The sequence below is a fragment of the Nocardioides sp. CPCC 206348 genome (assembly GCF_048654705.1).
Taxonomy (GTDB): Bacteria; Actinomycetota; Actinomycetes; order Propionibacteriales; family Nocardioidaceae; genus Nocardioides.
In genome coordinates, this window is record NZ_JBMCZA010000202.1 from 17,663 (window position 1) to 41,406 (window position 23,744).

Genomic DNA, 23,744 nt, shown 5'->3' on the forward strand with positions numbered 1-23,744 from the left:
GATGCGATCACGGTCGGAGGCGAGCCCGCTCGTCAGTGAGTCGAGTCCGTGGACGAGCTCGGAGAGCTCGGTGCGGTGGTCGTTGGTGGTCTGCAGCACGAGGGTGACGTTGTCGACGACGCGGGCGAGGGTGTCCTCGCGGTCGACGAGGCCCGAGGTGAGGTCGGCGGTCTGCTCGAGGAGGTGCTCGATCGTGGGCCCCTGGCCCTGCAGCACCTGGACGATGTTCGTCGCGAGCTGGTTGAGGTCGCCCGGCTGCAGCAGCTCGAAGATCGGCTCGAACGCGTTGAACATCGCGGTCAGGTCGAGCGCCGGGCGGGTCCGCTCCAGCGGGATCCGGTCGCCGTCGGCGAGTCGCGCAGCGTCGGCGGTGCGGTCGGCACGGGTGAGGTCGACGTAGCGCTGACCCATCAGGTTGAGGTAGTCGATGGAGGCCGTGATGTCTTCGTGGAGGACCTGGTCCGCGGCCACATTCATCGTGACCACCGCGAGACCTCGCTCCTTGCCCGTTCCGACGCGCGTCTCGGTGACCCGCCCGACCCGCACGCCCGACACCCGGACGTCGTCGCCGGCCCGCAGCCCGGTGGCGTCGCGGAAGACCGCGGTCACGGTGATCGCGTCGCCACGCTGGGCGCGCGACAGGGTGCCGGACACCATCGCTGTCAGCACGACGGCCACCAGGGTGAACACGGCGACCCCTGCCACCGCGCCCTTGTGGCGGCGCAGCTCGCTCAGTTGCCTGCCCATCAGCGCGCACCCCCGCACTTGCCCCTGAGGCCTCGATAGGTCGGGCAGTCGGCGGGATCGGTCGCGTCGTAGGGGTTGAGCATCTCGATGGTGAGCGCGCCCTCCATCTGGATCCTTCCGCCCTGGACCGCCTTGGCGCCGTTGCGCAGCAGCGCCGGGACCTTCTGCAGGAGCTGGGCGAAGGCGGGGTAGCGCTGGGCGAAGACCTCGAGGTTCGCTGCGGTGGCGTTGAGCAGGCGAGCGGTGTCGGCGCCATGGGCCCGCAGGAACGAGGTGACGCCTTCGTCGCCTGCCAGCAGGGTCGACAGGCCACGCAACAACGTGGTGGTGCCCTGCTGCTCCTCGACCAGTGTCTTCGCGAGCGGCCGGGTGTCGCGCAGCGCCGAGATCAGCTGCGGCTCGATGTCGGCCATCAGGTCGGAGTCGTCGGTGAGCAGGTCGAGATCGCGCTGGACCTGGGGTTGCAGCTCCTCCCAGCGGCCGAGGAACGCGTCGCTGTCACGAATCATCGTGGCGAGCTCGGTGCCGCGGCCGTCGAGGGCGTCGGCGAGCTGGGTCAGGGCGAGGTCCCACTGGGCTGGATCGACGGAGGCCAGCAGCCGCTGGGTTGCCGAGAACGTGTCCATCAGGCGCACGGTGGTTGTCGACTCGTCGGCGCGGACGACGTCGCCGTCGCTCAGGTGCGTCGCGGCCGCCGCGGTCGGGGCCGGGTCGGTTCCGGAGGCGGCCACCAGGTCGACGTACTCGTTTCCGAAGAGGGTTCCCGGCAGCACCCGTGCAGTGACGGCGGCCGGGATGAGCTGGGCGTGCTGGGGTGCGACGAGCACCTGCGCCTCGGGGCCGGCCGGGTCGACCGACACGACGCGGCCCACCCGCAGCCCGTTGTACTTCACGTCGGAGTTGATGCCAAGGGTGTCGCCCACCGTGGGCAGCAGCACCCGCACCCGGACGTCGCTGCTCAGCACGCCGACTGCCTGAAGGGCGAGGAACCCGCCGAGCAGGCCGAGCATCAGGCCCCCGACCAGGCCGACTCCTGCCAGTCGCAGACGCAGGGTCCGCGGCGAGACCTGGGCGTGGGGATAGAGGAATTCGCTCATCGGTTCACCCTGAGATCTGGACCTGCTGGTCGGCGCCCCACAGCAGGAGCGTCAGCAGGATGTCGACGATGGTCAGGGAGATGATGCTGGCCCGGATGGCGCGGCCGGTGGCCCGACCGACGCCCTCGGGGCCACCGCTCGCAGTGAAGCCGTGGTAGCAGTGGATGAGGGTCACCACCGTGGTCAGGACGACCACCTTGATGGCGGAGTAGAAGACGTCGATCGGTGCGACGAACGTGCGGAAGTAGTGGTCGTACGTGCCGGCGGACTGGTTGTAGAACGTCGTGACCATGAAGTCGGTGGCGACATAGGTGCCGACCAGGCCGATGAGGAAGAGGGGCAGGACGATGACCCATGCGGCGATGAGGCGGGTGCTGATCAGGTAGGGGATCGGCCGGATGGCCATTGCCTCGAGGGCGTCGATCTCCTCGCTGATCCGCATGGCGCCGATGCGGGAGGTGAAGCCGCAGCCGATGCGGGCCGCGAAGCCGAGCGAAGCCACCATGGGAGCGAGCTCGCGGGTGTTCGCGTAGCCCGAGATGAACCCGGTCAGCGGGGCCAGCCCGATCACGTCGAGACCCTGGTAGCCCTCGAGCCCGACCTCGGTGCCGGTCAGGGTCGACAGGAGGAGTACGACGCCGACGACTCCGCCGCCGACCAGGAAGATGCCCGACCCGAGGGTCACCTCGGCGAGCACGCGGGAGACCTCGCCCCGGTAGCGAGTCAGGGCGAGCGGCAGTCCGGCGACTGCGCGCCAGGCCATCACCAGTTGCAGGCCGATCCCGGCGAGCGGCCCGACGACGGCCTGGTCGACGGCCTCGGCAGGCGAGGGGACATTCATGCGGTTGCTCATCCGATCGGTCCTCCGGCGAACGTGCTGTGCACCTGCGAGATCACGAAGTTGGCAGCGAACAGCAGCACGAAGTTGGTGACGACCGCGCTCGTGACGGCCTCGCCGACACCGGTCGGCCCGCGGTCGGCGTTGAGCCCCTTGTACGACGACACGACGGCGCAGATCACGGCGAAGATCGCCGCCTTGGCGAGGGAGAGGTACAGGTCCGACAGCTGTGCCAGCGTCGTCACCGAGGCCAGGTAGCTCCCGGGGGGAAGGTCCTGGATCACGACGCTGACCGAGAGCGTGGTGATGATGGTGAAGAACATGACCACGCCGTTGAGCAGGACGGCCACGGCGATCGTCGCGAAGAGCCGGGGCACCACCAGGCGTTCGATAACCGGGAGCCCCATGACTTCCATGGCGTCGAGCTCCTCGCGGATCCGGCGCGAGCCGAGGTCGGCGCAGATGGCCGAACCGGCCACGCCGGAGAGCATCAGGGCCGTGATCAACGGTGAGGCCTGACGCACGACGGCGAGGGTGTTGCCGGCGCCGGTGAAGGAGACCGCGCCGACTTCCTGCGCCAGGACGCCGACCTGCAGGGCGAGGATGATGCCGAACGGCACCGAGACGGCCAGGGCCGGCAAGGTGCAGACGCGGATGGTGTACCAGGTCTGGACGACGGTCTCTGCGACCGGGAAGCGCCGACCGGTGATGGCGTTGGCCGTCGAGGTGAACATCTTGCGGGCGAAGGCCAGCATGGCGACCAGCTCGACAAGTGGCTTGCGCAATGCGGGGAGCACCTTGCCCGGGCTGGTTGCCGACATGGATTCCCCCTTGCTCTCGATGGTGTGGCCGCGCGCAGAATGACAGTTCTACTGTGACACTCGATACTGTCCACTGGACCGCGTTCCGCGTCAAGCCCGACGTTGCCAGACTGAAATGACAGTTGTACTGTGACAGTTATGAGCGCTGCCTCCGTGGTTGATCCGGATCGGGACCCCGATGGGCAGGGGCTGCGCACCATCGACGAACTCGCCACCGCTGCCGGCCTGACGGTGCGGACGACGCGCTACTACGCGAGCCTGGGCCTGTTGCCGCCGCCGGCCCGCCGCGGCCGGATGGCCTGGTACGACGACACCCACCTCGCGCGCCTCGAGATGATCCGGGCGCTCCAGGGGCACGGCTTCACGCTCCAGGCCGTCGAGGGATTCCTCTCCTCCCTGCCGGAGGACGCCGGTGTCGAGGACCTCGCCGTGCAGCGCGCGATGCTGACGTCCTGGACCGTCGGTGCGCCTCAGGAGTTCACTCGCCGACAGCTCGACCAGCACGCCGGTCGGCGATTGAGTGACGACGAGATCGCACTCATCGAGGAACTGGGCATGGTGCACCGGTCCGGGAGTGAAGGTGGGGAACGGTTCACGCCCGTCCACGGCTTCGACGTGGCCGTCGCACTCCTCGACCTCGACATCCCCGTCAGCGGCATGCGTCTCGCGGGTGAGGCGATCTCGCACCACATGTCGGCCCTCGCCGTCGATCTGACCGGGATCCTCCGCGACGAGGTGATCGAGCCGTGGCGGCGCGAGCAGAACCACTCACGCGACGAAGCAGCCCAGCTCGAGGGCACGCTCGCGCGCCTGCGCCAGCTCACCCTCGACGCGATCGTGAGCGCCTTCCGCCGTTCCGCCAACGACGTGATCGCCCGATCGCTCCACCGGAGGTGACCCGATGACCGCCCAGCCCCACGAGACCCAGCCCGCCGACACCCAGCCCGCCGGCACCCGCTCGCCGTACACCGGCCCGTCGGCGTACGCCTCGATCGCCTCGGAGCAGGGAATGCTGCTGGCGGCAGGGTCTGCCGTGATGTACCAGCTCGCCGTTCCCGGGGTCGGGCTCGGTGTCGCCGAGCACAGCACGACCCTGGAGCGGCCGGTCGACCGGCTGCGCACCACGCTCACCTATGTCTATGCGATGACGCTCGGCACTCCCGAGGAGCAGCAGGCGATCGCGCGCATGGTCAACAAGGCCCACGGGCCGGTGCGGGCCGCGGGACGCTACAGCGCCTTCGACCCCGACCTGCAGCTGTGGGTCGCGGCGACGCTGTACCAGCAGGGCGAGTTCATCTACGAGAAGCTGTTCGGTCCGATGCCGGAGGAGATGCGCGACGGGTACTACCGCGCGTCGTGGATCTACGGCACCGCCCTCCAGGTCAAGGACGAGCAGTGGCCGCCGACGCGGGCCGACTTCCAGGTCTACTGGGACACGACGATCGCCGGTCTGGAGAGCGTGCCGTCGGTGCAGGACTACGCCCGGCGCCTGCTCTCCACCGAGGACGCGCCGCTGTTCAGCAAGCTCGTTCTCCCGCTGCAGGCCCTGATGACCCGTGGCAACCTTGACCCCCGGACCCGGGAGGTCCTCGGGCTCACGTGGTCGGCGAAGGAGCAGCGTCGCTACGACCTGTTCTGGAAGGTCTTTCCCCGGTTGTACCGGCTGATTCCCCGGCGCCTGCGCCACCTCCACGCCCACCTGATCCTGCGCGACATGCGTCGGCGCATGCGCAAGGGCGGCCGCGTCATCTGAGGCAGGGCGTCGCAGTCGGACCACACCTACTAGGGTCACTGCCGTGACCCAACGCACTCTCGTCCTCCTCAAGCCCGACGCGGTCCGCCGTGGCCTGGTCGGCAACGTGCTCGCCCGGTTCGAGGCCAAGGGCCTCACCATCGTGGCCCTCGAGCAGCGCCACATCGACGCCGCACAGGCCGACGCCCACTACGCCGAGCACGTCGAGCGGGACTTCTACCCGCCGCTGCGCGACTTCGTGACCAGCGGCCCGCTCGTGGCGCTGGTCCTCGAGGGCGACGAGGCGATCGAGGTCGTGCGTGCGCTGAACGGCGCCACCGACGGCCGCAAGGCCGCGCCCGGCACCATTCGCGGCGACCTGTCGCTCTCCAACCGCGAGAACCTCGTGCACGGCTCGGACTCGCCCGAGTCGGCCGAGCGCGAGATCGCTCTCTGGTTCCCGGCGCTGTAGGCGCAGGAACCGCCCGTCCCGTGTGACGGATGTGACTCCTGAGGCGCGCCGCACCGGCGTGCCTCCGCCCTGATCGGCCTCCGCTTACCTACTCTCACAAGCGGAGACCGTCGGACCGTGCGCCCGGTGGCCGCCCCGGTTTCGGCCGGCTTCCCCTAATGCGCGCGAGCGGACTGGTCGATTTCGGCTGGTCCGGCGACGTTGCGAGGAATCGTGAGGGCGAACTCCATCATCGGTCGGGACATGGCCGTGGATCTCGGTACCGCGAACACGCTCGTCTATGTCCGGCGCCGCGGCATCCTGCTCGACGAACCCAGCGTGGTCGCGCTCAACGACACCACCGGCGAAGTGATCGCCGTGGGACACCAGGCCAAGCAGATGCTGGGCCGCACCCCCGACAACATCACCGCCCTGCGACCGCTGCGCGACGGCGTCATCGCCGACTTCGAGGCGACCGAGCAGATGCTGCGCCACTTCATCGCGCGCGTGCACCGTCGCCGCTACTTCGCCAAGCCGCGGATGGTCATCTGCGTGCCGAGCTCGATCACGCCCGTCGAGCAGCGTGCCGTCAAGGAGGCCGGCTACCAGGCCGGCGCCCGCCGGGTCTACGTCGTCGAGGAGCCGATGGCCGCCGCGATCGGCGCCGGGCTGCCCGTCCACGAGGCCACCGGCAACATGATCGTCGACGTCGGCGGCGGCACCACCGAGGTCGCCGTGATCTCCCTGGGTGGCATCGTCACGTCGCTGTCCATCCGCACCGCCGGCGACGACCTCGACGCCGCGATCATCGCGTGGATGAAGAAGGAGCACGGCGTCATGCTCGGCGAGCGCACCGCCGAGGACGTCAAGATAACCCTCGGCAACGCGTTCCCGCGGCCGGGCGAGCCGGAGGGGGAGGTGCGGGGCCGTGACATGGTCTCCGGCCTGCCGCGCACGGTGGTCGTCTCCAGCGCCGAGATCCGCCAGGCCCTCGAGGAGCCGCTGCACTCGATCGTCGACGCCGTGCGCGTCACCCTGGACCAGACCCCGCCCGAGCTCGCCGGCGACATCATGGACCGCGGCATCGTGCTCACCGGCGGGGGAGCGTTGCTCCGCGGCCTCGACGAGCGGATCCGCCACGAGACCGGCATGCCCGTCCACGTCGCCGACGACCCGCTGGTGTCGGTCGCGATGGGTGCGGGTCGCTGTGTCGAGGAGTTCGAAGCCCTCCAGCAGGTGCTCGTCACCAACCCCCGGCGATTCTGATGACCCTCGACACCCGCCCGGTGCGTTCGCCCACCCCTGCGCCCACCCCTTTGCAGGGCAGCAGTGGTCGTCGTACCCCGGCACGGGACGGGGACGACCGAGGTCGACCCTCCCGCTCGCTGGTCGTGGCGCTGGTGCTCGCCTGCGCCGCCCTGATGGTGGTGGACAAGGCGGGCGGCGACGACTCGCCGATCGCGCCGGTCCGCCGCGTCGTCGGCGAGGTGATCGGACCGGTCCAGGCCGGTGTCGCCACGGTCGTCCGGCCCGTCGCCGGCGTTCCCGGGGCCTTCCGCGACAACGGCTCGTTGCGCGACGACGTCGCTGCGCTCGAGGCCGAGAACGCGGCGCTGCGCAACCAGCTCGGCAAGGCCGGGTACGACGACCAGCGGTTGCAGGACCTCGAAGGACTCCGTGCCGTGGCCGGTGACCTCGGCTACGCCCTGGTGCCGGCGCGCGTGATCGCGATCGGCGCCGCCCAGTCGTTCTCCAGCACCGTCACCCTCGACGCGGGCTCGGACGCCGGACTGCGTCCCGACCTGACCGTCGTCGCGGCGCAGGGCCTCGTCGGCCGGATCACCTCGGTGACCAGCCACACCGCCACCGTGCTCCTGATCGTGGACAGCTCATCGGCCGTCGGTGGCCGGATCGGTGACAACAAGGAGCTCGGCTTCGTCAACGGACACGGCACCCTCGGTGAGGACGACCGCCTCGAGATGGAGCTCGCCGACCGCAACGTCGTCCCGAAGGTCGGCCAGCAGATCGTCACGTGGGGGAGCGAGGGCGGCTCGCCGTACGTCGCCGGCGTGCCGATCGGCAAGGTGACCAAGGTCTACGAATCGCTCCGCGAGACCTCCTACCGCTCGGTGATCGCGCCGAACGTCGACTTCACCGCCCTCGACCTGGTCGGCGTGGTGGTGCCCTCGGGCACACCCGGCCGCGTCATCGAGGCAGACGGGAGCCTGACTCCATGAGGACCAACTCCGCCGGCCGTCTTCTCGCCGTGATCGTCGCCGTCGTCGCCGCGCTGATGCTCCAGGTGACCGTCCTGCCGCACTTCGCCTGGCGCGTCGGCGGCCTGGGGGTCGTACCGGACCTCGTGCTGCTCGTCGTGGTCGCCACCGCGCTGGCGACCGACACCCGCTACGCCACCCTGACCGGGTTCTTCGCCGGGCTGGTGCTCGACATCGCGCCCCCGGCCGACCACCTCGCGGGCCGCTGGGCACTGGCCCTGACCGTCGTCGGCTACGTCATCGGCCGGCTCGCCCACGACAACACCGCCGAGGTGGCCCGGTTCGAGCCCGACGGCGTACGACGCCCGCCGCTGAGCCTGGTGCTCGCGGCCGCTGCCGGCGCCTCCTTCGTCGGGACGTCCGTCTTCGCGCTCAGCGGCGTGTTCCTCAACGACGCCGGTGCCGGTGTCGGTGACCTGCTGCCCGTCGCGCTGGTCGCCCTGCTGCTCGACGTCGTCGCTGCGCTCGTGGTCGTCCCCGCCGTCTGGTGGCTGCTGCGCCGTCTCAGCGCCGATCGCGCCGCCCAGACCCAGTGGGCGCGCGCCTGATGGCTGCAACCCCGGGCGGCGCCTCGCATCGCAGTCGGCTCCGGCTGATCGTCATCCAGACCCTCGTCTTCTCGTTGCTCGCGACGCTCGGCGCGCGGCTCTACTACCTCCAGGTCATCTCGGGGGAGCAGTACCAGGGCCAGGCCGCCTCGCAGTCGGTGCGCGAGATCGTCGTCCAGCCCCAGCGCGGCCTCGTCGTCGACGCGATGGGCCGTCCGCTCGTCACCAACCGCCTCACCTGGGTGGTCTCGCTGGACCGGACCCTTCTCGGCAGGATGTCCGAGGCCGACCGCACCGAGCTGTTGCGCCGCACCGGCAAGGCGATCGGGATGCCCGTGAAGGCCATCGAGGGCAAGTTGTTGCTCTGCGGCCAGAGCGGTTCGAACGCCGGCGAGTGCTGGAACGGGTCGCCCTTCCAGGCAGTGCCCGTCGCGCTCGACGTGAAGGAAGCCGCCGCGCTGCGGATCCTGGAGCAACCCGAGGACTTCCCGGGCGTCGTCGTCGACCGGCAGAGCGTGCGGCAGTACCCGTCGCCGTACGGCATCAATGCGGCGCACCTGCTCGGCTATGTCAGCCCGATCACCAAGGAGGAGCTGGACGACGCCGAGGACTCCGGCGACAGCTCGGTCAACGGTGCCTCGGTCGTGGGCCGTGCCGGCGTCGAGAAGGAGTACGACGAGTGGCTGCGCGGGCAGCCGGGCTACCAGCAGGTCGCGGTCGACTCGAAGGGTCGCGTCCGACAGGACGTCTCCGACCTCGAGGCGCAGCCGGGTGACACCCTCGTGTCCACGATCGATGCCCGGGTGCAGGGCATCGTCGAGGAGCAGCTTGCGAAGATGATCAAGACGCAGCGCGCCACGACCGACCCGGTGACGAAGCGGAAGTTCGAGGCCGACTCGGGCGCCGCGATCGTGATGGAGGCGAAGACCGGGCGGATCATCGCGATGGCCAGCCAGCCGACGTACGACCCGGGCGTCTGGGTGGGCGGCATCACCGACAAGCAGCTCGAGCGGCTGTACTCCGAGGCGGCGGGCACCCCGTTGCTGTCGCGAGCCTTCCAGGGCCAGTTCGCCCCCGGCTCGACGTGGAAGCCGTTCATGACGGTCGGGGCGCTGACCAACGGCTACTCCCGCGACACCGTCCTCAGCTGCCCCTCGGCGGTGCAGATCGGCAACCGTGCGTTCCACAACCACGAGTCGCACGCCTATGGCGCGATCGGGTTCGCGCAGGCCATCGCGGTCTCGTGCAACACCTTCTTCTTCCAGGTCGGCATGAAGTTCTGGCAGAAGTTCGGGTCCGACCCCGACGACGTCAACGCGAAGGATCCCCTCGTCGAGGAGGCCGAGGCGTTCGGCTTCGGTGAGCAGACGGGGATCGACCTGCCGGGCGAGGCCTCGGGCCGGGTGGCGGACCGCAAGTGGAAGCTCGCCTACTACAAGTCGATGAAGGACTACTACTGCGGGATCGCGGCCAAGCCGCAGGACAAGAAGACGTCCGACTTCGTCTACAAGTTCTCCCGCGAGTTCTGCGTCGAGGGCTGGAAGTACCGCCTGCCCGACGCGGCCAACTTCGCGATCGGCCAGGGCGACACCATCGTCACGCCGCTCCAGCTGGCCCGCGGCTACGCAGCGATCTCGAACGGCGGCACGCTGTGGGAGCCCCGCGTCGCCAAGGCGATCGTCTCGCCCGAGGGCGAGGTGATCCGCGAGATCGCCCCGAAGAAGGACCGCAAGCTCAAGATCCCGGCGAAGGTCCTGAAGTACCTCGACGACGCGCTCAAGAGCGTGGCGCTGCCGGGCGGCACGATGGCCTGGAAGCTCGGTGGCTTCCCGATCGACAAGGTGAAGATCCGCGCCAAGACGGGCTCCGCGGAGGTGTACGGCAAGCAGTCGACCGGCTGGGTGGCGTCGTACACCAAGGACTACGTCGTCGTGATGATGATGACCCAGGGCGGTACCGGGTCCGGGTCCACGGGTGAGGGCATCCGTGCGATCTGGGAGGCCTTGTACGGCGTCGACGGCGAGAAGGTGAACCCCGACAAGGCTGCGATCCCGGGCGTCACGCCGCCGACCGCGTTGCCGACCTTCGCCGAGGACGGCTCGATCCTTCCCCCGGCCCGAAAGGACTGATGATGAGCAACCGCATCCAGGCCACGCGGGCCTCGGCCGTACGTCGACCGCACCGCACCACCGCCTCACGGCGGGTTTCCTTCCTGCGCTGGGGCGACATCGACCAGGTGCTGCTCGGTGCCGTCGTCCTGCTCTCGCTCCTGGGCTGCCTGCTGATCTGGTCGGCCACCCTCGAACGCGACGACCTGACCGGTGGCGACACCCGCGCCTTCCTGGTCAAGCAGGTCATCAACCTCGGCATCGGCCTGGGCCTGATGGCGATGGTGGTGATGACCGACCATCGCTGGGTGCGGATCCTCGCTCCGATCGGCTACCTGGTCGCCATCGGTGGACTGGTGCTGGTGCTGGTGATGGGCTCGACGATCAACGGGTCCCGTTCGTGGCTGATCATTGGCGGGATGTCCCTGCAGCCCGCGGAGCTGGCCAAGCTGGCCGTCGTCGTCGGGATGGCACTGGTCGTCGCCGAGCGCAGTGAAGGTCGCTGGCGCGACCGGGTCGGCACGGTCGACGTCCTGCTGATGCTGCTGGTCGCCGGCGTGCCCGCCGTCCTGATCCTCGCCCAGCCCGACCTCGGCACCATGCTCGTGCTGACCGCCACGGTCTTCGGAGTGATCGCTGCCTCCGGCGCACACCGCCGCTGGCTCGCCCTCCTCGCCGGTGGGGGACTCGCCGCTGGTGCGTTCGCCGTGCTGAGCGGCTTCCTCGAGGAGTACCAGGTCGACCGCTTCCTCGCCTTCACCAACCCCCAGCTCGACCCCAAGGGCGCCGGCTACAACGTCGAGCAGGCCCGGATCGCGGTCGGCAACGGCGGGCTGTTCGGCCAGGGGCTCTTCGAGGGCTCGCAGACCCAGTCCGGCTTCGTGCCCGAACAGCACACCGACTTCGTCTTCACCGTCGCCGGCGAGGAGCTCGGCCTGGTCGGCGCGGCCGTGATCGTCGCGTTGCTCGGTGTCGTGATCTGGCGCGCGTTGCGGATCGCCGCTCGCACCGACGACGTGTTCGGTCGGATCGCCGCCGCAGGCATTGCCTGCTGGTTCGGGTTCCAGGCGTTCCAGAACATCGGGATGTGCCTCGGGATCATGCCGGTCACCGGCGTCCCGCTGCCCTTCGTCTCGTACGGCGGTTCGTCGATGTTCGCCGGCATGCTGGCCATCGGCCTGCTGCAGAACATTCACCTGCGGACGCTGACCGCACCGGCGTCGCGGATGGCGCCCCAGCAGCGGGTGCTGGTCCGCTCGTAGCGGCCGCTCAACGGAGGAGCCGGCTGTGCACCTGGCCGTGGCCGGGGTGGACCGGCCCGGCGGATCCACCGCTCACCTGGTTTCTGCCGGATTTGCACCAAGACACCCCGAGTGGTGGATCGGCGGGGCCCCTGAACCCTCGCGGTCAACCACCAGGCCCGTGGCGCTCAGGCGCTGAACAGCAGGAACAACCCGCCGGCGGTGAAGCCGACCATCACGAACAACAGCGGCAGCTGCCCGGTGACCTGATCGCGCTTCGGCAGCAGCGTCAGCGCGCGGTCATGGGCAGCGATCGCCGCCACCACATGGCCGATCACGACCGCGATCACCTTGATGCTGGCGAGCACGGACGGGTGGTAGGAGAACCAGTACGACGGCTCGATGCTCGCCGTGCCGAGGATGTCCCAGCCCTTGCCGAACGGGTCGCTGGCCCGTGCCAGTGTCTGCGTGCCGACGTCGATGAACAGCGTCAGGTAGTGGGCGAGGATGTAGCCGAGGATGATCGGCACGATCGAGTGGGCGTAGTGGCGGGGCAGGTCGCGCCTGCCGACGTCGCCCTTTGAGGACGTCAGGGCGCAGGCGACGGCGAACAGCACGCCGGCGGTCACGCAGAAGGCGAGCAGGGCGACGTTGTCGAGCAGCACCTTGCTGACGCTCGCGTCCTGGTAGGTCCGCACCCAGAAGGACGACTCCCGGAACGAGTCGAAGGCCGTGCTGCCGAACAGCACCGCCACGACGGCCACGAGGCCGGGACGTGGCTCGATCGTGGACAGGTTGGCCAGCGGACTGCGCAGCACCAGGCGATCGTCCACGCGGGCCCACGGCGACAGCTTGGCGATCAGCGAGGAGTAGACCTCGAACGGGTCGGCGCGCTCGTAGAAGCGGTTGCCGAAGACCGCGCCGCCGACGAGCATCACGCCGACGTACAGCGCACACCACAGGCGCACCGAGCCGAGCTCGGTCGGATAGCGGTAGGCCAGTTCCATCCACACGAAGGCGTAGAGGCCGAGCGCAGCCGGCCAGTGGCCGAGGCGCTCGGGATAGGTGAACAGCCCGACGTCGGGGTCGCTCCCGGCGAGCTTCGCGATGCCGGCGTTGATCGTCCGTACCGGGCTGATCGCCCGCCACACGGGGCCGAGCAGCGCGGACGCGATGACCAGGCCCACCCACCACCAGACGTAGACGATCCCGAAGAACGGGTTGGTCAGGGTGTTCTGGCCGCCGACGGCGCAGGCGACGGTGAACGCCGCGATGAGGAGCCCGAGCACCCGCAGGCCCACCCGGAAGTACGTCGACGAGGTGACCTGGTCGAGCACCGGCAGCGCGGCACGGGCGGGGTGTCCGATGCGGCCTGATTCGTCGTACCGGGGTCGCCGCCAGGCGACGATGAGCACGGTGAACGAGACGACGAGGGCGGCCACCGCGCCGGAGACGGCCAGCTCCAGCGAGATCGGCAGGTCGGCCTGGCCGCCGATGCCGTGCGCCTGGGGTGCGCCGTTCAACGGACTTCGAGCTGGACGATGACCTGGTCCAGTTCATGCGACTCGACGGCCACGACGCCTGGGCGGTCGATCTGGATCTTGAACGTCTCGGTGCCCGCCTGGTAGGCGAACTCCTGCTCGGGATCGGAGTGCACGTGCAGGGTGCCTGCGGCGTCGGAGGTGACGACCAGGTCGACCGGCTGGCCGGCACCCACGTCGACCCGGTCACCGCTGGGCTCGATGGTGCCGTCCTTCTGGGTGATGTCGACGACGACGACCTCGTCGGTGTTCGTCTTGTCATCCTCACCGCAGGCCGTCAGGCCGGCAAGCAGGGCGATGGTCGCGATGGCCGCGCCGGCGGTTCGCAGCCGCTGCATGAATCCTCCTCGTGATGGAGCCTCGATCGTGGACCGTGGAGGTCCTGCTCCGGGTTCTCTGTCAGAATCTCACGGTGACCCCAACGCGTCCGGAATGGGGCCGGACGTCGTAGCGCTGGTGGGTCCACACAGAGGCTGGAGATACGACCGTGGTGGATCGGGTGCGACCGCGCGACCTGACGTTCCTCGCTGAGGAGACGCCGGAGACGCCGCTGCACAACGTCACGATCGAGATCTTCGATCCGGGCGAGGGCGAGGACGCGTTCGACCATGCCCGGCTGGTGCGCCTGATCCGTGATCGGATCGCGTTCGTCCCGCGGTATCGCCAGCGTCTCCAGAGCATCCCCGGCCACCTGGCGAACCCGGTCTGGGTCGACGACGAGAGCTTCGATCTCGGCTTCCACGTACGACGTTCGGCACTGCCGCGCCCCGGTACCTCCGAGCAGCTGCTCGAGCTCGCCTCACGGATCGTGTCGCGCCCGCTGGACCGCACGCGTCCGCTCTGGGAGATCTACTTCGTCGAGGGGCTCGAGGGCGGCAGGGTCGCGCTGCTCTCCAAGACCCACCAGGCCCTCGTCGACGGCGTCCACACCGTCGACCTCGGCCAGCTGCTGCTCGACCTCCAGCCCGAGGCCCGGGCGCTCGAGCCCGACGACTGGTCGCCGAAGCGCGCGCCGAAGCCGGCCACGCTGCTTGCCGGCGCCGTGCGCGACAACCTGTTCGACGCGTCGGCACTGCTCGACACCGTGCGGACGGGCTCCCGCGCCGTGGCCCGGAATGCTGACCGGCGCTCGGCGCCGGCGCGTGCGTTCCTCGGTGCCGCGACCGGCCGTCGCCCGAAGAACCGCGGTGTCATCAACGGGCCGCTCTCCCAGCAGCGGCGCATCGTCACCGTCGAGACCCGCTTCGCCGACTACCGGCGGATCCGTGAGGTCCACGGCGGCACGATCAACGACGTCATCCTGGCGACCCTCACCGGTGCGCTGCGTTCGTGGCTGATGACCCGCGCAGAGTCGCTCGGTGGCATGCGCCAGATCCGCGCGGTCGTGCCGGTCTCGGTCATCGACGAGGAGCTCGAGGCCACGTCGCTGGGCAGCCAGATCGCTGCCCACTTCGTGGACCTCCCCATCGGAGAGCAGAGCCCCGTCGTCCGCCTGCACCAGGTCTCGTACTCCTTCCAGGGCCACAAGGACACCGGACGCAGCGTCGCCGCCAACCGGCTGGCCGGCATCGCCGGATTCGCACCGACGACCTTCCACGCCATCGGCTCCCGCGTCGCTGCGACAGAGCTGCGTCGCGGCTACCAGCTGTCGGTGACCAACGTGCCCGGCCCGCAGGCCCCGCTGTTCGCCGCCGGCGCCCGGATGCTGGCCAGCTACCCGGTGCCGCCGCTGGTGGCCGGCCACCCGCTCGCCATCGGCGTGACGTCGTACGACGGCGGGGTCTACTACGGACTGACGGCGGACCGGGACTGGATCCCCGACGTCGACCTGCTCGGCGTCTGCATCCGCGAGGCGCTCGACGAGCTGCTCGACCTGTCGTCGCCGACCCGCCAGCGGGCACCCCGCGGCCGCCGCGGCGTCAGGGCGGTCCCGAAGCCGGGCGCCAAGGGACGGGACTGACCGGTGAGTGCCATGGTTGCGCAGCACCTCGGGACGCTGCACCCGTTGGAGCAGGCGTTGACGATCGTGCTCGCCTTCGGTCCGTTCGTGGTGCTCGGGATCGTCATCGCCTTCCGCCGGCGCGCTGAACGCGCCGAGGAGAGGCGAGACGAGGCCGCGGACCGGACTACCGGCTGAGCCAGGCCTTTCCGGTCCGCTCCTCGGCCCGCAGGGCGCTGCCGATGAGCTTGGCGATCAGCTCCTCGACCTTGCCGCCGACGAGGGGAATCTTCACCGTGACCTGGAGGTCGACGGTCTCGGTGGTGACGCCGTCGACCTCGACGAGGGTGGCGGTGCCGCGCATCTCGCCGGGCTTGCCCGGGATCGTGATGTGGACGTCACCGTGCGTGGGGCTCGACCACTTCTCGGTCTGGAGGATGGTGGTCTCGGCGCCCACGATCTTCTTCGCGAAGGACGGGACCCGGTCGGTCGGCTGGGTCATCTCGATCCGGACGTCCTTGCTGGTGACGTCGCCGTCGACCTTGACGTTGAACGCGGTCGCGCGCTGGTTGGTGCACACCTCCTCGCGGAAGGAGGCGTCGGACAGCATCGCTGCGACGGCGTCGGCGGGCGCGTCGTAGACCATCGTGTGGAGCAGTCGTGTCGCCATGTCAGCGGTTTCCCTTCAGCCAGGCCACGCCCACGGAGTGCTCCAGGGTCATGCCTGCGTCGATGTTGTCGGTCATGAGCTTCTCCAGCTTGCCGCCGATCACGGGGACCTTCACGGTCACCTCGAGGTCGAACACGTGCCGGGTGGTGCCGCCGTCCTCGACGAGGGCCACGGTGCCGACAGCCTTGGTGGGCTTGCCGGGCGTCTCGATCGAGTAGGTGCCCGAGGTGGGGCTGGCCCACTCCTCGCGCACGAGGGCGTGGCTGGTCTCGCCGGCGATCTTCTTGGCGATGGCCGGCAGGCCTGCCGTGTTCTGCACCTGGTCGATGAGGATGCTGACCCCGTCGCCCTGGGGCGTACTGGTCACCTCGATGGACACGACCTGCTGCGCGGCAGCGACCTTCTCCCGGAACGCCGGGTCCGCGAGCATCGCGAACACCTCGTCCGATCCCGCCTGATAGGCGAGTTCACGATGGAACTTCATGGCGTCATCATGGCGCACCTCATCGCTACCGCTGCTGGTTACTGGCGGGTCGCGCCGCATGTTGTCGAGGTCACGTTCGACGGCCTACGTTGAGAGGGTGTCAATGACGACGCTGAAGGCTTCCGTGACCGGGGCAGACCGAGACCGCATTTTCGAGCAGGCTGCCGCTGCAGCCGGACCACCGAAGGGCGGCGGGGGTCCACCCCGCGATGCGCTGCCGGTGCTGCTTCCGGCCTACTACCGGCACGTCGACACCGAGGAGCTGGCGTCGCGCAGCGACGTCGACATCTACGGCGCGTTCGCCTCCCACCACCATCTCGCCCTCGAGCGCACGCCCGGTACGCCGAAGGTGCGGGTCTTCACGCCGACGGTCGCCGAGCACGGCTGGTCGGCGGCCGGGCACTCGGTCGTCGAGGTCGTGTTCGACGACATGCCGTTCCTCGTCGACTCGCTGACCATGGAGCTCGGCCAGCACCTGCGCGACATCCGTGCCGTGGTGCACCCGACCTTCGACGTACGCCGTGACGAGGCGGGACACCTGCTCTCCGCCGAGGCCGTGGTCCCGGGCTCGGTGACTCCGCCCGAGGGCGCGACCCGCGAGTCGTGGATGCACGTCGAGATCGGCCGCCTCGGCGGCGGGGGCGAGGACGAGAAGGTCGCCGAGGGGTGCCGCCGGGTGCTCCTCGACGTGCAGGCCTCCGTCGAGGACTGGCCGAAGATGCAGGCCCAGGTCGCCGGAATCGTCGAGGGCCTCGCCGAGGAGGCTCCGCCGGTCGATCCGGAGGAGGTCCGGCAGACCGCAGAGCTGTTGTCCTGGCTGGCCGACGAGCACTTCACGTTCCTCGGGTATCGCGAGTACGTCCTGGCCAAGGCGCCTGCCGAGAGCGGGGAGGGCGAGGAGGACGTGTTGCGTCCCGTGCCCGGCACCGGACTCGGGATCCTGCGCGAGAAGGCCGAGGCAGGGGACGAGTCCGTTGCCTTCGGCCGGTTGCCCGACGCCGTCAAGGCCAAGGCCCGCGAGAAGACCCTGCTGGTGCTGGCCAAGGCCAACTCCCGCTCGACGGTCCACCGGCCGGCGTACCTCGACTACGTCAGCGTCAAGACCTTCGGTGCCGACGGCGAGGTCGTCGGCGAGCGGCGCTTCCTCGGACTGCTGTCCAGCGCCGCCTACACCGAGTCCCTGCTGCGGATCCCGCTGCTGCGGGAGAAGGCGGCCGAGGTGTTGCGCCGCAGCGGCCAGGACGCGCGCAGCCACGACGGCTCCGCCCTGCTCGACACGCTCGAGACCTATCCGCGCGACGAGCTGTTCCACACCCCGGTCGACGAGCTGACGCCGATCGTCGAGGCCGCCAGCCAGGCCCGCGAGCGCCGCGCCGTACGCCTGTTCATCCGGCGCGACACCTACGCGCGCTACCTGTCCGTGCTGGTCTACCTCCCGCGCGATCGCTACAACACCGGCGTCCGGCAGAAGTTCGTGAAGATCCTCATCGACCAGATCGGCAAGGGCAGGATCGGTCCGGAGAACGTCGAGTTCAACGTCAGCATCAACGAGTCGACGACGGCGCGCGTGCACTTCGTGGTGCACCTCCCCAAGGGCGAGCTGATTCCCGACGACATCGACACGGTCGACCTCGAGCGCCGGCTGGTCGAGGCATCGCGCTCGTGGCAGGAGGACTTCCTCCAGGCCGTCATTGCCGAGTACGGCGAGGAGACCGGCGGCCTGCTGGGTCGTCGGTACGTCGACGCCTTCCCCGAGGCGTACAAGGAGGACTTCAACCCCCGCACCGCCGCCGTCGACCTCGGTCGCGTCGAGGGCATCGCCGGTGAGAGCGGCATCGACCAGTCGCTGTACGCCGATGTCGACGCGGACGAGGGTGAAGCCCGCCTGAAGGTGTTCCGCGTCGGGGAACCGCTGTCGCTGAGCGGCGTGCTGCCCATGCTGTCCTCGATGGGGGTGGAGGTCGTCGACGAGCGGCCCTACGCCCTGGGCGGCCTGGACCGTCGTACGCACGTCTACGACTTCGGCCTGCGCTACGCCGGCGCGCTGCCCGACCACGCCCGCGAGCTGTTCGCCGACGCACTCCGTGCGATGTGGGACGGCTACACGGAGACCGACGGGTTCAACCGTCTCGTGCTCCGGGCCCGGCTGTCGTGGCGCCAGGCGATGTTGCTGCGCGCCTATGCGAAGTACATGAAGCAGGGCAACAGCCCGTTTGCCATCGACTCCATCGAGCAGGCGCTCGTCGACAACGTCGACCTGGCCCGGCTGCTGGTGCTGCTCTTCGAGACCCGGTTCGATCCGGGCGCCGAGGACGGCCGTGCCGACCGGGAAGCGGACCTCGTGACGAAGATCCGCACCGCCCTGGACGAGGTGGTCAGCCTGGACCACGACCGGATCCTGCGCTCCTACCTGACGCACATCCTGGCCACGTTGCGCACGAACTACTTCCAGTCCGCCGGCGACCCCGGCTCGGCCACGCCGAGCCTGACGCCGAAGCCCTACCTCTCGCTGAAGCTCGAGCCGTCGGCCATTCCCGACCTGCCGTCGCCGCGGCCGAAGTTCGAGATCTTCGTGTACTCGCCGCGCGTCGAGGGCGTGCACCTGCGGTTCGGTGCGGTGGCCCGTGGTGGCCTGCGCTGGTCCGACCGACGCGACGACTTCCGCACCGAGGTGCTCGGCCTGGTCAAGGCGCAGATGGTCAAGAACACCGTGATCGTGCCGGTCGGCGCGAAGGGCGGCTTCTACGCCAAGCAGCTGCCCGACTCGAGCGATCGCGAAGCGTGGCTGGCCGAGGGCGTGGCCTGCTACAAGACCTTCATCCGCGGCCTGCTCGACCTCACCGACAACCTCGTGGGCGGCGAGACCGTGCCGCCGCCGCGGGTGGTGCGCCACGACGCGGATGACTCCTACCTCGTCGTCGCGGCCGACAAGGGAACCGCCACGTTCTCCGACATCGCCAACGGCGTCTCGAAGGAGTACGGCTTCTGGCTCGGCGACGCGTTCGCCAGCGGTGGTTCGGTCGGCTACGACCACAAGGCGATGGGCATCACCGCCAAGGGTGCGTGGGTGTCCGTACGACGCCACTTCCGCGAGATGGGCGTCGACTGCCAGACCGAGGACATCACCGTCGTCGGCGTGGGCGACATGTCCGGCGACGTGTTCGGCAACGGCATGCTCTGCTCCGAACACATCCGGCTGGTGGCCGCGTTCGACCACCGCGACATCTTCATCGACCCGGAGCCCGACGCCGCGACGTCGTTCGTCGAGCGCCAGCGGCTCTTCGCCCTGCCGCGGTCGAGCTGGCAGGACTACGACAAGTCCCTGATCTCCGAGGGCGGCGGGGTCTTCCCGCGAACCGCCAAGTCGATCCCGATCAGCAACCACATCCGCGCGGCCCTCGGGATCGCCGGTCACGTCGAGAAGATGACGCCGGCCGAGCTGATGCGGGCGATCCTGCTCGCTCCCGTCGACCTGCTCTGGAACGGCGGCATCGGCACCTACGTCAAGGCGTCGACCGAGACCAACGCCGACGCGGGCGACAAGGCCAACGACGCGATCCGTGTCGACGGTGGCCAGCTGCGCGTGCGGTGCGTGGGGGAGGGCGGCAACCTGGGCTGCACCCAGCGCGGCCGGATCGAGTACGCCGTCGACGGGGGCCGGATCAACACGGACTTCATCGACAACTCGGCCGGGGTCGACACCTCCGACCGTGAGGTGAACCTGAAGATCCTGCTCGACCGGATCGTGCTCGAGGGCGACCTCACGGGCAAGCAGCGCAACGAGCTGCTCGCGTCGATGACCGACGAGGTCGCCGACCTCGTGCTGCGCGACAACTACGACCAGAACCTCGCGCTCGCCAATGCGGCCCGCAACGCGCCCTCGTTGTTGCACGTGCACGAGCAGTGGATGCACCACCTCGAGACCGAGGGCCTGCTCGACCGTGACCTGGAGGCCTTGCCGACGACCCGCGAGGTGAAGCGGCGCCTGGAGGCCGGTGGTGTGCTTACCCAGCCGGAGCTGTGCGTGCTGATGGCCTACACGAAGATCGTGCTGGCCGAGGAGCTGCTCGCTTCCGACCTCCCCGAGGACCCGTACCTCACCGTGGACCTCGAGTCCTACTTCCCCGAGCCGGTGCAGAAGGGCTTCCGCGAGCAGGTCGGGGCACACCCGCTGCGGCGGGAGATCATCGTGACCCAGGTGGTCAACGACCTCGTGAACGGCGCCGGCATGACCTACTGGCCGCGGCTGGCCGGGGAGACGGGCGCGAGTGCCGCCGAGCTGACGCGGGCCAACTTCGTCGCGCGCGAGATCTACGGATCGCTGCCGCTGCGCAAGGAGCTCGAGGAGTTCGACAACGTGCTCGACGCGTCCGTCCAGACCCGGATGCGGGTGGAGATGCGCACGCTCGTCGAGCGCGCTTCGCGCTGGCTGCTCACCAACCGGCGTCCGCCGCTGGACAGCCAGGCGACCGTCGAACTGTTCGCTGAGCCGGTCCAGGCCACGATGCTCGAGCTGCCGCACCTGCTGACCGGCGCCGAGCTGGCTGCCTACGAGGCGCGACGTCGTTCGCTGGAGACGCAGCAGGTCCCCGCCGAGCTCGCGGCCCGCGTGGCGTCGTACGACGTCGCGTATGCGTTGCTCAACGTCGTCGAGATCGCCGTCCGCGACGGACTGGACCCGGCCGACGTGGCCCGGGTGCACTTCGTCCTCGGGGAGCGGCTCGGGGTGTCGGCACTGCAGCAGCGGATCGTCGACCTGCCGCGCGCCGACCAGTGGCAGACCATGGCCCGGGCCGCCCTGCGCGACGACCTGCACGCCGTCCACGCCCAGCTCACCGGGAAGGTGCTCGCCGCGACCGCAGAGACGGTCGACGACGAGTCCGCCGACCCGCACGAGGCCGCCGACCGCAGGGTCGCGGCGTGGGAGGCCGAGACGGGCGGCGTCATCGAGCGGGCGGTCGCAGCCCTGACCGCGGTCTGCACGGACGAGCCGAGCGACATCGCCAAGGTCTCGGTCGGCCTGCGGGTGGTGCGCGGGCTACTGGCCTGAGATGCGCCCGGCGGCGAGGAATCGCCAGCCCAGGAGGGTGCCCAGCACCAGCGGTGCTGCCAGGACCCACAGCGCCGGGTAGGCGATGTTCGCGCCGTGCTGCATCACGTCCCGCGGCGCCAGCAGGAGCCAGCCGGAGAGCAGCGTGACCACGACCGACAGGCAGTACACGGAGCACGTGGTGCGGCCCACGGCTCGCAGGATCGTCCTTCCACCGCCCAGGACCGCGAGGAAGCCGGTGACGACCAGGGCCAGTACCGGCAGCGTGAGCAGGAGGCCTGCCCAGGGTTGTCCCGGACGGGATGGTGGCCGCGCGGTCCCCAGACCGCCCTGGTGGGCGACGAACCAGCCGAGCAGGCAGGCCAGGGTGGCGAAGGCGGCCACGAAGGACGGCAAGTGGTCGCGCACGTCGGGGTCGAACGTGGGCGCGGGTCCCGCCGTGACGGCCTTGCGTGCGTGGGGGTCGTCGGGGTCGAGGGCGAGCGCCCGGTGCGCCGCCTCCTGTTGCTCCGCCACGCTGCCGCTGCTGTTCCTGATGGCGTAGGAAAGCGTGATCCAGCCCTCCAGATGGGTCGGATCGATCTCGGTCACCCTGCGGAGCAGGGGAACCGCGCGGTCGTAGTGGTACTCCCTGAACTCGGCCAGTCCGCGGTGGAACCATGCTCGGGCGGAACCGGGATCGAGTTGGCTCCAGGTCAGGGCCGCGATCCGGACGTCGGGCCAGTCGCTCTCCGTGAGGCTCGCGTAGGACCGGACGATGACGCCGGGCAGCAGGTGGGCCGAGCGTATTGGCGGCGCATCGAGGCCAGGTAGCGGTGAGTCGGGACCGGGAACGTTGCGGTGCATCAGCTCCAGGACGTCGAGGGCCGCATTGAGGTCGCCGCGCGCCCTCAGCAACCGGCACTCGATGTAGTAGCCCTCGGAGACTGCAGGTGCCAAGCGGATCATCTGTCGCGCGGCCAGCAACCGTTCCTCGTCGTCACCGTCGGGGGGCGTGGGGGCGATCGCGTACAGGAACCACGCGTCCAGGTCGTCCGGGTCGATGGTGACGGCGCGCCGGATCGCGGTGAGGCCCTCTGCGTCTCGGCCCTCGTCGAAGTGGAACGCCGCCACGTTGGTCCACATCCGGCTGTCATCGGGGTGGGTCGCGAGCCAGGTCCGCGCACGCTCCATGGCTCCCAGCCGGTCGCCGTCGCCGAACGCGAGCAGTACGGCGTCGCTCTCGTCGTCAGGGTTCGGGTTGGCGTCGTCCATGGGTCGTGACCGTATCGGTTGGCGTCGCTGTTGGTGGATCGTTCTAGAGTCGTGCGCGATGGCAGCGATCAGTGCTCGGAACCTGACCAAGACCTACGGCGACCTGATCGCCGTCGACGGTGTCTCCCTCGAGGTCCACGACGGCGAGTTCGTCGGTGTCCTCGGTCCGAACGGCGCAGGCAAGACGACGTTGCTCGAGATGATCGAGGGGCTGCGGCGTCCCGACGGTGGGGAGGTCCACGTCCTCGACGAGCCGGTCTGGCCGCGCAATGCGGGGCTCCGGCCCCGGATCGGCGTCCAGTTGCAGGCGTCGTCGTTCTTCGAACGGTTGACGACGCGCGAACAGATCCGCACCTTCGCCAGTCTGTACGGCGTCGGCGCCGGCCCCGCTGACGAGTGGCTCGAGCGCGTGGGGCTCGCCGAGAAGGTCGACACGCGGGTGGAGGACCTCTCGGGCGGCCAGGCACAGCGCCTGTCGATCGCGTGCGCGCTGGTGCACGACCCGGAAGTGGTGTTCCTCGACGAGCCGACCGCGGCGCTGGATCCGCAGGCGCGGCGCAACCTGTGGGACCTGCTCGCGTCGATCAACGACAGTGGCCGGACCGTCGTCCTCACGACGCACTACATGGACGAGGCCCAGGCGCTCTGTGACCGGGTCGCGGTGATGGACCGCGGCCGGATCCTCCGGTTCGAGACACCTGGTGTGCTGATCAGCGAGCTGGACACCCCGGGCACCCTCGAAGACGTCTTCCTGTCACTCACCGGCCGGGAGTACCGCGCATGACGGCTCGGACGTGGGGACCGTTCTGGGCACTCTCCCTGGCGATCCTGCGCGGGTTCCTGCGTGACCGTGCCTCGGTGTTCTACACGGTCCTCTTCCCGTTGATGTTCCTGGTCCTCTTCGGCGGGCTCTTCGCCAACCAGGACCAGTCGAAGGTCGACCTGAT

General features: G+C 69.7%; 21 protein-coding genes. 12 read left to right on the forward strand and 9 right to left on the reverse strand.

Translation table 11 applies throughout. The annotated features are described in order from the left end of the window. From ACOADB_RS19630 to ACOADB_RS19645, 4 genes are all read right to left on the reverse strand, one after another. On the reverse strand, nt 1–747 hold a 747-nt coding region (locus tag ACOADB_RS19630), incomplete at its 3' end, for an MCE family protein (protein WP_378602319.1). Next, a complete protein-coding gene (locus tag ACOADB_RS19635) occupies nt 747–1,844 on the reverse strand; it encodes an MCE family protein (RefSeq protein WP_378602322.1) in 1,098 nt (365 codons plus the stop codon). The genes ACOADB_RS19635 and ACOADB_RS19630, both read right to left, overlap by 1 nt. 4 nt (nt 1,845–1,848) lie before the next feature. After that, nucleotides 1,849–2,697, reverse strand: coding sequence for an MlaE family ABC transporter permease (locus ACOADB_RS19640; RefSeq protein WP_378602325.1), 849 nt, complete (start codon nt 2,695–2,697; stop codon nt 1,849–1,851). After that, nucleotides 2,694–3,503 (reverse strand): MlaE family ABC transporter permease, encoded by an 810-nt coding sequence (locus tag ACOADB_RS19645; protein WP_378602328.1) that lies wholly within the window; start codon nt 3,501–3,503, stop codon nt 2,694–2,696. The genes ACOADB_RS19640 and ACOADB_RS19645 overlap by 4 nt, the downstream gene beginning before the upstream one ends. Before the next feature lie 138 nt (nt 3,504–3,641). On the opposite strand from ACOADB_RS19645, the gene ACOADB_RS19650 reads away from it, so the two are divergent. The 8 genes from ACOADB_RS19650 (at nt 3,642) to rodA (ending at nt 11,880) form a co-directional block, all read left to right on the forward strand. Beyond that, entirely contained in the window at nt 3,642–4,400 is a 759-nt protein-coding gene (locus tag ACOADB_RS19650; RefSeq protein ID WP_378602331.1) for a MerR family transcriptional regulator, read from the forward strand. 4 nt (nt 4,401–4,404) lie between these two features. Then, nucleotides 4,405–5,256 (forward strand): oxygenase MpaB family protein, encoded by an 852-nt coding sequence (locus ACOADB_RS19655; RefSeq protein WP_378602334.1) that lies wholly within the window; start codon nt 4,405–4,407, stop codon nt 5,254–5,256. A gap of 43 nt (nt 5,257–5,299) precedes the next feature. Beyond that, nucleotides 5,300–5,707: a nucleoside-diphosphate kinase gene (gene ndk / locus ACOADB_RS19660; RefSeq protein WP_378602337.1), complete on the forward strand. Its 408-nt coding sequence runs from the start codon at nt 5,300–5,302 to the stop codon at nt 5,705–5,707. 213 nt (nt 5,708–5,920) lie between these two features. Next, nucleotides 5,921–6,952, forward strand: coding sequence for a rod shape-determining protein (locus ACOADB_RS19665; protein ID WP_378602340.1), 1,032 nt, complete (start codon nt 5,921–5,923; stop codon nt 6,950–6,952). Beyond that, a complete protein-coding gene (gene mreC / locus ACOADB_RS19670; RefSeq protein ID WP_378602343.1) occupies nt 6,952–7,923 on the forward strand; it encodes a rod shape-determining protein MreC in 972 nt (323 codons plus the stop codon). Before ACOADB_RS19665 ends, mreC begins: the two co-directional genes overlap by 1 nt. After that, nucleotides 7,920–8,510, forward strand: a complete 591-nt coding sequence (gene mreD / locus ACOADB_RS19675; RefSeq protein ID WP_378602346.1) for a rod shape-determining protein MreD — start codon at nt 7,920–7,922, stop codon at nt 8,508–8,510. The genes mreC and mreD overlap by 4 nt, the downstream gene beginning before the upstream one ends. Beyond that, nucleotides 8,510–10,639 (forward strand): penicillin-binding protein 2, encoded by a 2,130-nt coding sequence (gene mrdA / locus ACOADB_RS19680; protein WP_378602349.1) that lies wholly within the window; start codon nt 8,510–8,512, stop codon nt 10,637–10,639. The genes mreD and mrdA overlap by 1 nt, the downstream gene beginning before the upstream one ends. Nucleotides 10,640–10,641: 2 nt before the next feature. Then, nucleotides 10,642–11,880 carry a rod shape-determining protein RodA gene (gene rodA, locus ACOADB_RS19685; protein WP_378602352.1) on the forward strand — a complete coding sequence of 413 codons (1,239 nt, stop codon included), beginning with the start codon at nt 10,642–10,644 and terminating at the stop codon, nt 11,878–11,880. Nucleotides 11,881–12,047: 167 nt separating this feature from the next. Here rodA and ACOADB_RS19690 read toward each other — a convergent pair whose 3' ends face one another. Then, on the reverse strand, nt 12,048–13,382 hold the full coding sequence (locus tag ACOADB_RS19690) for a hypothetical protein (RefSeq protein WP_378602355.1): 1,335 nt from the start codon (nt 13,380–13,382) through the stop codon (nt 12,048–12,050). Beyond that, nucleotides 13,379–13,738, reverse strand: coding sequence for a hypothetical protein (locus ACOADB_RS19695; protein ID WP_378602358.1), 360 nt, complete (start codon nt 13,736–13,738; stop codon nt 13,379–13,381). Before ACOADB_RS19695 ends, ACOADB_RS19690 begins: the two co-directional genes overlap by 4 nt. Nucleotides 13,739–13,899: 161 nt before the next feature. Here ACOADB_RS19695 and ACOADB_RS19700 point away from each other — a divergent pair, with 161 nt between their 5' ends. Continuing rightward, entirely contained in the window at nt 13,900–15,360 is a 1,461-nt protein-coding gene (locus ACOADB_RS19700) for a wax ester/triacylglycerol synthase family O-acyltransferase (RefSeq protein ID WP_378602361.1), read from the forward strand. 3 nt (nt 15,361–15,363) lie between these two features. Next, a complete protein-coding gene (locus ACOADB_RS19705) occupies nt 15,364–15,537 on the forward strand; it encodes a hypothetical protein (protein WP_378602364.1) in 174 nt (57 codons plus the stop codon). Here the strand turns inward: ACOADB_RS19705 and ACOADB_RS19710 are convergent. Both ACOADB_RS19710 and ACOADB_RS19715 read right to left on the reverse strand, forming a co-directional pair. Beyond that, nucleotides 15,527–16,009 (reverse strand): DUF2505 domain-containing protein, encoded by a 483-nt coding sequence (locus ACOADB_RS19710; protein ID WP_378602367.1) that lies wholly within the window; start codon nt 16,007–16,009, stop codon nt 15,527–15,529. The two genes, ACOADB_RS19705 and ACOADB_RS19710, sit on opposite strands and share 11 nt — an antisense overlap. Nucleotide 16,010: 1 nt before the next feature. Then, on the reverse strand, nt 16,011–16,493 hold the full coding sequence (locus tag ACOADB_RS19715; RefSeq protein ID WP_378602370.1) for a DUF2505 domain-containing protein: 483 nt from the start codon (nt 16,491–16,493) through the stop codon (nt 16,011–16,013). 124 nt (nt 16,494–16,617) lie between these two features. Here ACOADB_RS19715 and ACOADB_RS19720 point away from each other — a divergent pair, with 124 nt between their 5' ends. Continuing rightward, complete coding sequence (locus tag ACOADB_RS19720; RefSeq protein WP_378602373.1) at nt 16,618–21,543, forward strand: NAD-glutamate dehydrogenase; 4,926 nt, start codon at nt 16,618–16,620, stop codon at nt 21,541–21,543. On the opposite strand, the gene ACOADB_RS19725 is transcribed toward ACOADB_RS19720, so the two are convergent. Continuing rightward, nucleotides 21,532–22,797: a tetratricopeptide repeat protein gene (locus ACOADB_RS19725; RefSeq protein WP_378602376.1), complete on the reverse strand. Its 1,266-nt coding sequence runs from the start codon at nt 22,795–22,797 to the stop codon at nt 21,532–21,534. The two genes, ACOADB_RS19720 and ACOADB_RS19725, sit on opposite strands and share 12 nt — an antisense overlap. A 58-nt stretch (nt 22,798–22,855) precedes the next feature. Here ACOADB_RS19725 and ACOADB_RS19730 point away from each other — a divergent pair, with 58 nt between their 5' ends. Next, entirely contained in the window at nt 22,856–23,581 is a 726-nt protein-coding gene (locus tag ACOADB_RS19730; RefSeq protein ID WP_378602379.1) for an ABC transporter ATP-binding protein, read from the forward strand. Nucleotides 23,582–23,744: the final 163 nt, after the last annotated feature.